This window comes from Halovivax limisalsi (assembly GCF_023093535.1).
GTDB classification, from domain to species: Archaea; Halobacteriota; Halobacteria; order Halobacteriales; family Natrialbaceae; genus Halovivax; species Halovivax limisalsi.
On the sequence record NZ_CP095757.1, the window covers coordinates 395,355 to 409,789 of the forward strand.

At 65.3% G+C, this 14,435-nt stretch carries 11 protein-coding genes; 7 read left to right on the forward strand and 4 right to left on the reverse strand.

Features of this window, described 5'->3' with window-relative positions; genetic code table 11:
• Positions 1-105: 105 nt before the first annotated feature.
• Complete coding sequence (locus MXA07_RS01745; protein WP_247730332.1) at positions 106-867, reverse strand: SDR family oxidoreductase; 762 nt, start codon at positions 865-867, stop codon at positions 106-108.
• Positions 868-1,033: 166 nt separating this feature from the next.
• Between MXA07_RS01745 and MXA07_RS01750 the strand changes: the two genes are divergently transcribed.
• Positions 1,034-1,900: an SDR family NAD(P)-dependent oxidoreductase gene (locus MXA07_RS01750; RefSeq protein WP_247730333.1), complete on the forward strand. Its 867-nt coding sequence runs from the start codon at positions 1,034-1,036 to the stop codon at positions 1,898-1,900.
• A 113-nt stretch (positions 1,901-2,013) separates the two neighbouring features.
• Here the strand turns inward: MXA07_RS01750 and MXA07_RS01755 are convergent, their stop codons facing one another.
• Positions 2,014-3,504: an aldehyde dehydrogenase gene (locus MXA07_RS01755; RefSeq protein ID WP_247730334.1), complete on the reverse strand. Its 1,491-nt coding sequence runs from the start codon at positions 3,502-3,504 to the stop codon at positions 2,014-2,016.
• A gap of 145 nt (positions 3,505-3,649) precedes the next feature.
• Here MXA07_RS01755 and MXA07_RS01760 point away from each other — a divergent pair, with 145 nt between their 5' ends.
• Positions 3,650-5,416 (forward strand): thiamine pyrophosphate-dependent enzyme, encoded by a 1,767-nt coding sequence (locus MXA07_RS01760; protein WP_247730335.1) that lies wholly within the window; start codon positions 3,650-3,652, stop codon positions 5,414-5,416.
• Between the two features lie 169 nt (positions 5,417-5,585).
• Here the strand turns inward: MXA07_RS01760 and MXA07_RS01765 are convergent, their stop codons facing one another.
• Together MXA07_RS01765 and MXA07_RS01770 are read right to left on the reverse strand one after the other, a co-directional pair.
• Positions 5,586-7,310 (reverse strand): ABC transporter permease, encoded by a 1,725-nt coding sequence (locus tag MXA07_RS01765; protein ID WP_247730336.1) that lies wholly within the window; start codon positions 7,308-7,310, stop codon positions 5,586-5,588.
• A gap of 6 nt (positions 7,311-7,316) precedes the next feature.
• Entirely contained in the window at positions 7,317-8,261 is a 945-nt protein-coding gene (locus MXA07_RS01770; protein WP_247730337.1) for an ABC transporter substrate-binding protein, read from the reverse strand.
• Positions 8,262-8,962: 701 nt separating this feature from the next.
• On the opposite strand from MXA07_RS01770, the gene MXA07_RS01775 reads away from it, so the two are divergent.
• From MXA07_RS01775 to MXA07_RS01795, 5 genes are all read left to right on the forward strand, one after another.
• Positions 8,963-9,430 carry a DUF3598 family protein gene (locus tag MXA07_RS01775; RefSeq protein WP_247730338.1) on the forward strand — a complete coding sequence of 156 codons (468 nt, stop codon included), beginning with the start codon at positions 8,963-8,965 and terminating at the stop codon, positions 9,428-9,430.
• Positions 9,431-9,710: 280 nt separating this feature from the next.
• Positions 9,711-10,751 carry a nitrilase-related carbon-nitrogen hydrolase gene (locus MXA07_RS01780; RefSeq protein WP_247730339.1) on the forward strand — a complete coding sequence of 347 codons (1,041 nt, stop codon included), beginning with the start codon at positions 9,711-9,713 and terminating at the stop codon, positions 10,749-10,751.
• Positions 10,748-12,187, forward strand: a complete 1,440-nt coding sequence (locus tag MXA07_RS01785; RefSeq protein WP_247730340.1) for an aldehyde dehydrogenase family protein — start codon at positions 10,748-10,750, stop codon at positions 12,185-12,187. Before MXA07_RS01780 ends, MXA07_RS01785 begins: the two co-directional genes overlap by 4 nt.
• Before the next feature lie 243 nt (positions 12,188-12,430).
• Positions 12,431-13,552, forward strand: a complete 1,122-nt coding sequence (locus MXA07_RS01790) for an ABC transporter ATP-binding protein (RefSeq protein ID WP_247730341.1) — start codon at positions 12,431-12,433, stop codon at positions 13,550-13,552.
• 55 nt (positions 13,553-13,607) lie between these two features.
• On the forward strand, positions 13,608-14,327 hold the full coding sequence (locus MXA07_RS01795) for a maleate cis-trans isomerase family protein (RefSeq protein WP_247730342.1): 720 nt from the start codon (positions 13,608-13,610) through the stop codon (positions 14,325-14,327).
• The last annotated feature ends 108 nt before the right edge of the window (positions 14,328-14,435 follow it).

Genomic DNA, 14,435 nt, shown 5'->3' on the forward strand with positions numbered 1-14,435 from the left:
ATCCGTTTACGAGAGACGTCGGACCGTCTCGAGGAACGTGCGTCGAGCCGGCGCGGTTGGGTCCGTTACGGTCGCGAGACGGTGGACCCGTCGCTGCGGATACCGTCAGTGCAAGGCCGTGATACCGCCGTCGACGGCCAGCGGGTGGCCCGTGACGAACGACGACTCGTCCGAGCAGAGCCAGACGACGGCGCTGGCGACCTCCTCCGGCTTGCCCAGGCGGTCCATCGGCCGGCCCATCGACATCCGTTCGAGTCGCTCCGGGTCCGATTCCTGGAGTCGGTCGACGGCCTCGGTCTTCACGACGCCGGGACAGACGGCGTTGACCCGCACCCCGTCGCCGCTGAACTCCAACGCCGCCGTCCGCGTCAGACCGACGACGCCGTGTTTCGTCGCCGCGTACGGCGTCAGATTCCAGTGGCCGCCGAGTCCGGCGACGGAGGCGGTGTTGACGATCGCGCCGCCGCCGTCCTCCAGCATGGCCGGGATCTCCGCCTTGAGGCAGCGCCAGACGGCTTTCAGGTTGAGGTCGTAGAGTGTGTCCCACGCTTCCTCCGTCTGTTCGGTGAGCGGCGCCTCGGCGCTGCTCGTCCCGGCGTTGTTGTGCGCGAAGTCGAGGCCGCCGTACGTCGAGACGACCGTCTCGACCATCTCCTCGACGTCCGCTTCGCGAGTGACGTCTGCCTGCACGAACGTGGCCTCGCCGCCCGCGTCGCTGATGGCGGCGACCGTCTCCCGGCCGCCGTCCTCGTCGATGTCCACGACGGCCACGTTCGCGCCTGCTTCGGCGAAGCGCGTCGCCGTCGCTCGGCCGATACCCGATCCTGCGCCCGTTACCAGTCCGACGCTGTCTGCTACTCCGTCCATACTATCACGTGTGTTGAGCGGCTCCGTGCCGACGTGTGTCAGGTACTCACAAAAATCTGCCTATCGACCAGGGTGGTCGCCTGCCCCTGCGTCGGCCGGTCCAAGCGACGACCGGCCCGTCGAACACCGGGTGGGTTTACGTACTGGCGATCCCATCTCGGTGTATATGCTGTCCGATAGCGTATTCGTCGTCACGGGTGCCGGGCGGGGAATCGGCCGAGCGGTCGCGTTCGAACTGGCGGACAACGGCGCGAGCGTCGTCGTCAACGATCTCGGCGTCGACCTCGACGGCACCGGCGCGGACGCCGACCCCGCCGAAACCGTCGCCCGGGAGATTCGCGAGGCCGGCGGGGATGCGATGGCACATTTCGGCGACGTGACCGACCTGGAGTACGTCCAGACCCTGCTCGAGGACGCGCTGTCGGAGTACGGCCGGGTCGACGGCGTGGCGAACTTCGCCGGGAATCTGCGCAGCGCGCCGATCCATGAGATGACCGGTGAGATGTGGGACGCCGTCGTCCACGTCCACCTGCGCGGGCACTTCGCGCTACTGCGGACGTTCAGCGAGCACTGGGTCGAGCGCGACGGAACCGGCGATCGGTCGTTCGTGGCCGTCTCGAGTCCGTCCGCGCTGGGCCACCCCACCCAGTCGAACTACGCCGCCTCGAAGGCCGGCATCCTCGGCCTCGTTCGGTCCACGCGGGAGGAACTCGCACCCTACAACGTCCGCGTCAACGCGCTGGTTCCGAAAGCGTACACGCGGATGACCGAGTCGGTGCCGGACGAACCGTTCGGGGAGGACGTCTCGCCGGACAAGGTCGCGCCGATGGTCGGCTACCTGTTCTCCGAGGCCGCCGCCGACGTCACCGGCTGTACCGTCTACGCCGGCGACGACGAGATCGGGTTCGTCTCGGAACCCCAGATCACCAGGGTCGGCGTCAAGGACGACGGCTGGTCGATCGAAGACATCGCCGAACGGTTCTCGGGGAACGTCACGCAGGGCATCGACCTGAATCGAGAGAGCCGGCCGTAGGGGCTCGGAAGGCAGGCCGAAATAGACCCTGCACGAGTGAGACGCGGCTCGTCGAGTCGTACATCAGTTGGCCATCGTGATGCCGATTGCGCCGTTCTCCGGACGCCGTCGGACTAGTCGAAGGGGTTCGCCACGGTGTCGGAGTGGTCGATCCAGACGGTTTTTGTCTGGCGGTACTCGTCGAGTCCCTCCATCCCGTTTTCCCGGCCCAGTCCGCTGTCGTCGTAGCCGCCGAACGGCGCGCGCGGCGAGCCCAGGCGGTACTCGTTCACCCAGATCACGCCGGCGCGGATGCGGTTCGAGACGCGGTGGATCTGCGCGGGGTCGTTCGACCAGACGCCCGCCGTCAGCCCGTACCGGGTGTCGTTCGCCGCCTCGATCACCTCGGCCTCGTCGTCGAACCGGATGAGACAGAGCACCGGGCCGAAGATTTCGTCCTGGGCGATCGCCATGTCGTTCGAGACGTCCGCGAAGATCGTCGGTTCGACGAACCGGCCCTCGGGGACGCCGTCGGGTTCCCCGCCGCCGTACAGCAGCGTCGCGCCCTCCTCCTGCCCGCGTTCGATGTAGCGCCGGATCTTCTCGCGCTGGGCCTCAAAGGCGATGGGGCCGAACTCGGTCTCGGGGTCGAGGGGATCGCCCGCGGTGATCCAGTCGACGCGTTCGAGCAGCGCCTCGACGACGTCGTCGTACACCGCGTCGTGGACGAACGCGCGGGATCCGGCGAAACAGGCCTGTCCCGACGAGGAGAAGATGCCCTTCATGATCCCGTTGACGGCGTTGTCGACGGTCGCAGACGGGAAGACGATGTTCGGGCTCTTGCCGCCGAGTTCGAGCGAGACGGGGACGAGCTGATCGCCCGCGTTCCGGCCGATCTCGCGCCCGACGGTCGTGCTCCCCGTGAAGGCGAACTTGTCGATCCCGCCGTGGGTCGTGAGCGCGCTCCCGGTCCGCTCGCCGTCGCCGGTGACGACGTTGTACGCGCCCGGCGGCAGGTCGGTGTGTGCGGAGAGTAGCTCCGCGAACCGGAGGGCGCTTACGGGTGTCTTCTCGCTGGGTTTGTGGACGAACGTGTTGCCCGCGGCCAGCGCCGGCGCGAGTTTCGAGACCGTGAGGTTCAACGGCGAGTTCCACGGGGTGATCGCGCCCACGACCCCGTACGGTTCCGTCGTGGTGTAGTTGAACTGCTGGTCGGGGGCGCCGTCGACCGGGAGGACTGCGCCGCTTGATACCTCGCACAGCCCCGCGTAGTAGCGGAACCAGCGCGGCAGTAAGGCCATCAGGCCCTCCATGTCCCGGATCGGCTTGCCCGTCTGTCGCGTCTCCAGTTCGGCGAGTTCCGCGGCGTACTCTGCGATCGTGTCGGCGATCTCGTGGAGGAGCGTCGCCCGCTCGCTCGGCGTGATACCCCGCCAGTCGTCGCTCTCGAACGCCTCGCGAGCAGTGGTAATGGCGTCGTCAACGTCCTCGTCAGTCCCGTTGGGGACCGTCGCCCACTCCTCGCCGGAGTACGGGTTAGCGACCGCGAGCCGGTCGTCCGCGTTCGATCGCCGGTACGACCCACCGACGTGGTGGTCGTAGTCGCCGCTGAAATCGCTTGCCATGGTCCGACGTCGCACGCGGGTTCCATATACCTGTCTCTCCGGTTCGTCGAGCGCGTCCGGGCGGACCCTCCGAATACGCTCGATCCGCATGCGGACACCTCCACCGGGGGAAACTATACACCAGTGGCCTGCCATCACCTGGCACATGGACGCAGACGACTCGTCAGCGCCAGTCGAGGGTGCCGCCGAGGCCTACCTCCGGTTGTTCGATCGATTCGGCGTCGACGTCTTCTTCAACTCGCCCGGCTCCGACGACGCGCCGTACTGGGAGTTCCTGACGAAGCATTCGGCGGACGACGATACCGACGCGCCGGTCCCGGCGTACGTGAACTGTCGGCACGAATCGGTCGCCGTCAACATGGCCCGGGGCTACACCATGGTGACGGGCCGAGCGCAGGTGGTGAAACTCCACATCAACACCGGGACGCTCCACGCGGCGATGGACCTCCACGCCAGTTACCACTCGGGGACCCCGATGATCGTGCTGTCTTCCTACGCCGCGACACACGAGAACGAACAGTTCGGCGGGTCGCCGGGACCGCACTACCTCCGGTCGCAGGAACCCGGCGGGCACGAGAACAACGTGAAACGGTACACGAAGTGGGTGTGTCCGCTCGACACGAACGACAACGCCGAACAACTGCTCTCGCGAGCGTACAACGTCGCGAGCGCCTCCCCGCAGGGCCCGGTCTTCGTGAACATCTCACGGGAACTCGCCCACGACCGCTCGAAGGAGACGGTAGAGTTCGTCGAGCCGACGGTTCCCTCGCCACCGTTTCCCGACCCGGAGACGTTCGAAGCGCTCGTCGACCGGCTGGAGGGGGCGACGAACCCGCTCCTGTTGACCGGGTCGTACGGGACCGACCCGGACGCCGTGCCGGACCTGGTTCGACTCGCCGAAACGCTCGAGATGCCGATCTACGAGACCGAAAAGCGGGTGAACAACTTCCCAATGGACCACCCGCTGTACCTCGGTGCCGGCCTCCTCCAATCGGATACGCTCGAGGCGTACCTCGCGAAGGACGTCGACCTCGTTTTCGTCCTCGACTCGCCGTTTCCCTGGTACCCGCCCCGCGGCGGCGCCCCGACCGACGCGGAGATCGTCATGGTCGACGAGGACCCGCTGCAGGAGCGGAGCCACTACTGGAACTATCCGGCCGATCTGCTCGTCGAGGCCGACTCGGCCGCCCTGGTGCCTGCGCTGGCCGATCGCGTCTCCCCTACCTCGGTCGATCGGCCGGTCGACTGGCGCGACGAGCACGAAAAATGGCGGCGCCGGTGGGACCGGGCCGCCGAGGACGGCCGGGACGAACAGCCGATCGACCCGTTCTGGCTGTGTCGCGTCCTCGACGAGACGCTCCCCGACGACGCGCTGATCCACGACGAGACCGTCGTCCACACCTCGATCGTGGCGAACCTCGTCCGGACGACGGCGCCCGACCGGATCGGGACGCTACAGGCCAACCGGGGCGGGCTCGGCGTCGGGCTGGGCGTCGCCCTCGGCGCGAAGCTGGCTCGCCCCGAGCGGACTGGCGTGTTGCTCGTCGGCGACGGGGCGTTCAACTACAACGCCGTCGCCGCGGCCTTCGGGACGGCCCAGGAGCACGACCTGCCGATCCTCGTCGTCGTCTTCAACAACGAATCCTACGAGTCCATGCGGACGAGTCATCGACTGAATTACCCGGACGGGTGGGCCGAGGACGCGGACACCTACGTGGGCGCGTCGATCGAGCCGACGCCCGAGTACGCCGACATAGTGTCGAGCTGGGGCGGGTACGGGGAGAAGGTGGCCGATCCGGACGAGATCGGACCGGCGCTCGAACGCGGGCTCGACGCCGTCTCGACGGGCCGGATCGCCGTCGTCGACGTCGTTCTCGAGGACGGATTCCCGTCGGATCCGACGCCGGAATGAGGAAAGTGTCGTCACCAGCCCGCGGGCGAACCCGTTCGATCTGACGGTCAAAACGAGAGGACGGTCAGCGTGATCGGCGGCCAGAGCGATCGGGCGGATCAGCACGGTCGGATATGGGTCGATCGGCGCGGGCGGACGGTCAGAGGGATCGGTCAGCCCGGTCGGTTTATCAGAGCTGGATGTCGTCGTCCAGGTGCTCGCCGCCCACCTGGTGGACGAGGATGGCGACGAGCAGGAGCGAGCCCATCAGCACGACGCCGAGCGCCGAGACGACCTGGTACTGTCCCTGGCTGTTCAGGTCGTTCAACACGGCGGCGACCATCTTCGTGTCGGCGCTGCCGAGCAGCATCGCGATGGGCAGTTCGAGGAAGATAATCGCGAAGCGGACCGAGAAGAGCGCCCGCGCGACCGGCACGATGAGCGGGAGGATGATCGAGTAGATCGTCCCGATCGAACTCGCGCCGCTGACCTTGCTCGCGTCGATCAGGTCGTCGTGGACCTGCACGACCGACGGATAGACGATGCGGATCGTCGACGGGAGATAGCGGATGCAGTAGGCCAGGACGAGGATGAAGATCGTTCCGTAAATCCCGATGGGGAACAGGAAGAGGTAGATGAACATGATCCCGACGCCGAGCGCCGCCGACGGGATCCCCATCGGGAGGAAGGAGAGGTAATCGATGTACCGCCGGAAGGGCACGTCCGTCTTCTCGATGAGCCACACGACGAAGAGGCCGATCGCCATCAGGAAGACGGTGGCCAGCCCGGCGACCATCACGCTGTTGAGAACGCCGTCGACGATCGCGGGATTGTCGAACAGCCCGGCGTAGCCCTCGATCGTGAAGTCGGGGACGTTCTCGGTGAGCGGAGAGACGTAGTAGGGAAGCAGCGAGGCGTAGACCATCACGATCACCGGGATCACGACGGTGATCAGGACGTAGACGCCGACGACGGCCGAGACGACGTAGCGCCACCGCCCGATGTCGATCGCGTTCCGCGAGTAACCCTCCCCCGAGACGGTCATGTACTTCTCGGTCGCGCCGAGCGTCTTGTAATACGAGTAGAGCAATGGGATCGACATCAGGACGAGGAGGATCCCCGCCGCCATGGCCACGCCGTACTGGATCGGTTGCGTGTTGGTGGCGTCGTAGATGTAGGTCGCGAGCACGTTGATGTTGTTGGGCTCTCCGATGACGAGCGGGACCCGGAACGCGCCCAGGTTGATGATCAGCGTGAGGACGAACACCATCAGGATCCCCGGTTTCGCGATCGGGAGCGTGATATCCGTGAGGATGCTGCGCAGCGAGGCGCCGGACGTTTTGGCCGCCTGTTCCATCGAGTTGTCCATGTTCGAGAAGATCGGCGAGAGCAAGATCAGCCCGAACGGGACGAAGCTCACGCCCGACACGACGATCATGCCCGGAAGCGAGTAGATCGAGAAGTCGAAGCCGAGCAACTGGGTATAGATCCCGTTGTTCCCGAGCAGGAAGACCCAGACCTGCTCCCACGTGATCGGCGGCGCAAAGAGCAGCGCCAGGAGGAGGTAGTAATAGGGACCCGACAGCGGCAGATCCGTCCGCGTGAGGACGAGAGCGATGATCGTCGACAGGATTGTAGTGAGAACAGTCGCCCCAACCGCGTAGACGACGGTGTTGAAGATGACGGGCCTGAGCGTCACGAACAACGTCGTCCAGTTCTCGAGCGTGAAGGCCTCGAAGACCGTCACGTTGGAGCCGAAGAACGACCCGCCCAGGAGGACCAGAATCGGGAGGATATTGAAGTAGATCAGGCTAAGCAGGACGACGGCGCCGACGAGCGTCGCCCTGTTCCGACCGACGTGTTCCGAAGCGACGGCTTTCAGCGTGTGCAGATAGTGACGGCCAGAAGATGACATGTGGAGTTAGAAACCCAGGATCTCGGACGCGCGTTGGTTGTAGGTCGCACTTTCTTCCTCGGTGAAGATGACGGCGTACATCTCGTCGACGTACTCGTCGATCTGGTTCTGGATGTACTCGCTCCGGCCGCTCATGTCGGGATTAATCGGTTCCGATCCGCCTTCGCCTTCCGTGACCAGTTCCTGTCCCTCCTCGGTCATCGCAAATTTGACGAACTCCCTGGCGAGTTCGGGATTGTCGCCGGCGTCCGTCGCCGCGTAGTGGCCGGTCGACGTTCCGGTCTTCGGCGGAAGCGTCACGCCAAGCGGGGCGCCGTCCTCCCGGAAACCGGGGACCCGGTTCAACAGCATCCAGAAGCCGACGTCGACTTCGCCGGAGAGGATCGTCTGGGGCATGTCGACGATCCCGCCCCATTGGATATCCTGCTCGCCGAAGTCGGCGAGGTAATTCTCGGCTTCCTCCGTCGAGTAGCCCAGGAACTTGTCCATCGTCCCGAGGACGTTGTACATCGCGTACTGGGCGGCCCCGATTCGCCCCTCGAAGCGCGAGTCGAGGATATCCTCGAACGTCGCCGGCGGCTCCGACACCGCTTCTTCGTGGTACAGGAAGCAGAAGGGGTTATGATACGCCGTGTGAATGAGTTGTTTGGCGTCGTCCCCGAAGATATTCGTGATCGACTCTTCGATGGAGGAGCCGAGCGCTCCCGTGTAGACTTTGTCTTGGTTGGGCGTGTCGACGGACTGGATCGTGTCAATCGCGGGCGTCAAGAGATTCGCCAGCCCCCCGTTGAAGTTGAGGACGTCGGCCGACGTCTCGCCCGCGTCGGTCTCGGAGATATACCGAGTCGCCCACTCCGAGCCGTTCAACGCCTCCCGGTTGACGGTGACGTCGTGTTCCTCTTCGAAGGCTTCGATGAGGGCCACGTCCGACCCCTGATGGTAGATAAGCATCTCCTCCGAGCTGCCCGATCCGCCACCTAACCCACCGATACAGCCGGCACTTACACTCGCAACGGTAACTCCGCTCGCCGTGAGGAACGCTCGACGGGACGCTCCCCTCCTATTATTGGGGTTTGACATCGTTCTTATGGAAGTCTGAGTCGAAGGTTGGAGTCAAAGTTTATAATAGTATCGACTAGCCGGGTGCTGCAGACGGCGATGACGCGGCGATCGGCCCCGGAGCGGCCGCTGGCCGTCGCCAATCGTTCCGACCCGGTGGCGCCTCCGAAATCGGTTCTCGCTGTCACGATCCCGCCTCGGCAGTTGCCGGGTTCGGTCGATCGGCTGCGAGGGCGCAGGAAATAACACACTGAGTGGGTTATTATTTCTATCCTGGATTTTTAGAATGGGGAATGGTACCTGTTTTCACGAGTCGTGAAACCGTGTGATATACCGCCAGCACTCAGGGTTGATACTCGCAGACACGCGACGATGCACCGACCTCGACCGACCGATCACGTCAATGCAGGCTCATCCGCGCACTGGCGGCGGTGGGCCGGTCAGACGAGCCGCCGGATCGACACGCCGCGCTCTCGCACCAGGCGCACAACAATCGATAGCCATCGTCCGCCTTCCATCGACGACCGGAGGCCAGGCGACGTGTTAGACGATAGATTTAACTGATCTCCATCGATCCTGTTTGGTGTACACACATGGCAGCAGCAGACATCGATCTCAAGAGCGAGATGCCCACTCTCGCGCTGCTCGAAGGGGCGTGGGAGGGAAAGTACGTCATGGTCGATCCCGACGAGGAGGAGATCAAGCGAGCGGATTCGCGGGTCACCACCGAGTTTCCCGAGGACGGCGAGTACCCCTACCGGCAGGTCAACGAGTACGAGTGGGACGACGGGACGAGCGAGCGATACGAGTTCCCGGGGTCCTACGAGGACGGACGGCTCGACTTCGATACCGAACGGATGACCGGGCACGCGTGGGAAGCCGAACACGCCGAGCGGACGACCCTGGTCCGGTGGACGCGATCGGACCTTCCCAACAGCGACTTCTTCGAGATGACGCAGGTCAACGAGCGCGCGACGGAACGCGCGCGAATCTGGCACTGGTTCAAAGACGACGAGCTCGAGGCTCGCATGATCATCCAGGAGTATCCCGTCGAAGAGTGACGTCCACGCGCGAGAGGCGAGGGAGCATCACACCGCACCGTCCACGGCCGTGGATGCCACGACCAAGCCGCGAGACGACGGCACCCCGCGTCGAGACGACGCAAATCTCGCGACGAACGACGGCGTCTACTGCGAAACGAAGGCGGTCCGTCGACGAGACGGCGGGTAGCACCGACCGCGGATCATTGGACCGCTGTTACACTACGCGACTGCCGGACCATGGAAACGCACACACCGAGAACCCGCAGCAGACCGATAGTCGATCGCCCGAGGCCCTAGCATGAGTAAGTCCGCACCACCGGCCTACAGGGCGCTCGCGCTCCAGACGAACTGCCGATCGATTCACGACGTCGGAGATTGCGACGCTGCGTCCGACCATATGGCGGCGTCGATCGAGCGACTGGACCGCCAGATCCGTTCCAGTACGGCCTTTATCGGGTCGGACTGTCGGCTCGTCGTACTCCCCGAGTACGTACTGACCGGGTTTCCGATGGGGACCTCGCTCGAGGAATGGGGCGAGACGGTCGCCGTCTCCCCCGACGGCCCGGAGTACGAACTGCTCGGCGAGATCGCGGCGGATAACGACATCTTCCTCGCCGGCAACGTCTACGAGCGACCGCCGAACTTTCCGGACCTGTTCTTCCAGACCGACTTCGTGATCGATCCTGACGGGGACGTGATCCTCCGGTATCACCGGCTCCACTCGATGCACACGCCGACGCCGTTCGACGTCTGGGACGAGTACCTGGAGCATCACGACCGCGAGGACGTGTTCCCCGTCGTCGACACCGAAATCGGGCGGCTGGCCACGGTCGCGTCCGCCGAGATCCTGTATCCGGAACTCGTCCGCTGTCTGGCGATGCGGGGGGCCGAGGTGCTGGTACACCCGACGTCCGAACCCTACGCAACCAGGCCGACGGCCCGCGATGTAGCCAGGCGCGCCCGAGCGATCGAAAACGGGATGTACGTGGTCTCGGCGAACACGGCCGAGATCGTGGGATCGCCGTTCCCGTCCGCGTCGGGCGACGGCGGGTCGACGATCGTCGACTATCGAGGGTCGGTCCTGACCGAGGCCGGCCAAGGAGAGACTATGTCAACATTTACCGAACTAGACCTATCGGCGCTTCGGCGCCACCGACGACGTCCAAGACTCGAGAACACGTTACCGGACCAGCGGTTCGACCTCTACGCCGAGAGTTACCGCGACCGCGAGTTCTATCGACCGAACGCCCTCGCCGACGGGCCGGTCACGAGAGAACGACTCGCGGCGGCGCGGGCGGACACCGTCGATCGACTCGTCGAAACGGGGGTGTTCCGGTGACCGAACCGATCGAGGCGCGCGATCCGCGCACCGGCGACGTCGATTATCGAGTTACGCCACCCACCGACGACGAGCTGGACCGGGTCGAGCAATCCATTCGAACGTCCCAGGAAGGCTGGCGCGAGGAGGGCCTCGAGCACCGGCTCGACGTCCTCCAGCGGTGGAAAGACGAGATCGAGGCGAATCGAGAGCGACTGACGGACCGCGTCGCGGCCGACACCGGGAGGCGGGGCATCTCCGCGACCGAGGTCGACGCGCTCGTGAGCATGATCGATCGCGTCTGCGAGCAGGCGCCGGCCGTCCTGACACCCGATCCGCTGGGCGAAGCGTCGATATCCTCGATTCGGCTCGACCCAGAGCTGGTGCCGTACCCGCTCGTCGGCGTCGTCAGCCCCTGGAACTTTCCCCTCTTACTGTCCGCCATCGATACGGTCCCGGCGCTGGCGGCCGGCTGCGGCGTCATCGTCAAGCCGAGCGAAGTGACGCCGCGGTTCGTCGAGCCGCTTCGCGAGACCATTGCGGCCGTCCCGGAACTCGACGCGGTGCTCGAGTACGTCCCGGGCGCCGGTCAGACCGGGGCCGCCGTGGTCGACCGGGCCGACGCCGTCGCGTTCACCGGCAGCGTCGAAACCGGCAAGAAAATTGCCCGCCAGGCCGCCGGCTCGGTCAAACCCACGTTTCTCGAACTCGGCGGGAACGACCCGGCGATCGTCCTGGCGGGCGCCGACGTCGACGCGGCGACCTCGGCGATCCTGTGGGCGTCGACGGTGAACACCGGACAGGGCTGTCAATCCATCGAGCGCGTCTACGTCCACGAGGGGGAGTACGACCGGTTCGTGGACCAACTGCTGGAGAAAGCCGCCGACGTCGGACTGGCGTATCCGGACGAGGATAGCGGCCGACTCGGTCCGTTCATCTCGCGCGAGCAGGCCGACATCGTCCAGCGCCAGCTCGACGACGCCGCGGAGAAGGGGGCGACGATTCGCCACGGCGGCAAGATCGAGACCCACGGCGGCGGTCGGTGGCTTCGTCCGACCGTCCTGACGGACGTCGACCACTCGATGGCCGTGGCAACCGAGGAGACGTTCGGCCCCGTCATCCCCGTCGCGTCGTTCGAAACCGCCGACGACGCCGTCGAGCTCGCGAACGATACCGTCTACGGTCTCAGCGGGGCCGTCTTCGGCGAAACGGAAGCGGCCGCCATCGACGTCGGCCGACGGATCGAGGCCGGCGCGATCAGCATCAACGACGCATCGCTCACGGCCGTCCTGCAGGAAGGCGAGAAACAGGCGTTCAAGCAGTCCGGGCTGGGCCAGAGTCGGTTCGGCCCCAAGGGTATCGATCGCTTCCTCCGCCGGAAGATGCAGATGGTCAAGACAGACGCGGTGCCGGATCCCTGGTGGTACGACGTCGACGAATCGTGGCTGACCGAGTGACCGATTTCGCCGGTGAGCGCGGGGCGGACGCGAGACCGAATCGGCCGCCAGCCCCGGGCCAGCGTGTGGCCGCGACGGGGCGTTCGTCGACGAGCAAGACCCCTCGGCGACCGTGAAGACCAGTACTACTATATGCTCACACTGCTCACAGATGAACGACCTATCCGTGTTCGCGGAACCCGAACCCTCGGCACGTCACCCCACGAGTGAGCGTGCCGGGTACCGCCGCGACGGAGGAGGACAATGACAAAGCTACGAGTCGAAAACCTGACGAAGAAGTACGGCGCCCTCGTCGCCGTGAGCGACGTCGACTTCACGCTCGAGGAGGGGAAGTTACAGACGCTGCTCGGCCCGAGCGGGTGCGGCAAGACGACGCTCCTGAAGTGCATCGCGGGGCTCGAGGATCCCACGTCCGGGAAAATTTGGCTCGACGGGGAACTGGTGTGTGACGCCGACAACGGGATGACGGTTCCGACCCGGAAGCGAAACATCGGCATGGTGTTTCAGTCGTACGCCGTGTGGCCGCACATGACCGTCAAGCAGAACGTCCGCTATCCGCTGAAAAAGCAAAACTGGGGGACGAAAGACGAACAGCAGGAGCGGGTTCGCTACCTCCTCGACGTGGTCGGCCTGGGAGCGGAGGGCGACAAACTCGCGACGAACCTCAGCGGCGGTCAACAGCAGCGCGTCGCCATCGCGCGAGCGCTGGCCCCAGAGCCCGAGATACTGCTCTTCGACGAGCCGCTGTCCAATCTCGACGCGAAACTCCGCCGGGAGATGCGAAGCGAGATCAAGGCCATTCAGAAGGAGTTCGAGGTCACGGTCCTGTACGTCACCCACTCCCAGGACGAAGCGATGTACCTCTCGGATACGATCTCGATCCTCCGGGACGGCGAATTCGTCGAGCACGGGTCCCCACAGGACCTGTACGCCAGCCCGGAAACCCACTTTGCAATGCAGTTCATGGGGCAGTGTAACTCGATCGACGGCACGGTGTCGACCGTCGACGAGATGCGGATAGCGACGCCGATCGGCGACATTCGCTCCGACGATCACTCGGCCGGCGTCTCCCCCGGCGACGAGGTGTCCGTCTGTTTCCGACCCAAACACTGCCAGATCGACGACCCCTCGTCGTCGGCGGCCGACGCGAACGTCTTCTCCGGACCGATTACCGCCAGATCCCTCACGCAGGACTTCACCGAGTACGAGGTCGAGATCGAGGGCCGGTCGATCCTGGTCCGGACCGCCGACCCCCTCTCGATAACCGAGGGAGACGACGTCACGGTGTCCGTTCCGACGTCGAAAACGCGCGTCTTCGCGACCGGCGACGCCGAACAGATGCGGGCGCAGGTCGTCGAACACTGAGTCGCTCGCTCCTCGGACCACAAAGTACAAGCTTTTCGTGGCGGATGGTGACGATATGCACGGCTGGAAGGCCCGGATCGGCGTTATCACGACCTCCGTCAACACGGTGGTGGAACCGGAGTTCCACGAACTCGCGCCCGACGGAGTGACGATCGCGACCTCGCGACTCCGACACGGCGGGAAGACGAGCGAGGAGAACACGAATTCGATGAACGAGGACGTGAACCGCTGCGCCGAGTTGCTCGCGACGGCGAACCCGGACGCCGTCCTCTACGGCGTCACGGCGGGCAGTTTCCTCAACGGCCGGGAGTACGAGGAGGAGATGTCGGAGACCATCACGGACATCGCCGGAGCCCCGGCGATCACCGCGTCGTCGTCGATTCGACGCGCGCTGGAGACCCTCGGCGCGGAGCGCGTGTCGGTCGCGACCCCGTACATCCCGAAGTTCGACGATCGGCTCGAATCCTACCTTCGGGAGTTCGGCTACACGGTGGCGGCGATGGACGGCCACACGATCGAGGAGGGGTTCGAGATCGCCGCCGTCCACCCGGAGGCGATCTACCGCGCCGTGAAACGCGCCGATCGGCCAGAGGCCGACGCCGTCGTCATCAGCGGAACGAACTACCGGACGATGGAAGTCATCGAGGATCTCGAAGCCGACCTCGGAAAGCCGGTGGTCTCCGCCAACACCGCGTCCCTGTGGGACGTCCTCACGACGGTCGGGGTCGACCCGGCGACCGTGTCGTGCGGCGAACTCTTCGAACGAGCGGACTGAGAATCGATCGGTGCGGTTTTGGCCCGATCGGCTCCGCGAAATGGCACTCGATCGGCGGTGAAACGGCCCCGGCGACCCGAACGACGGCGCCCGGACCATAGGTTTAAG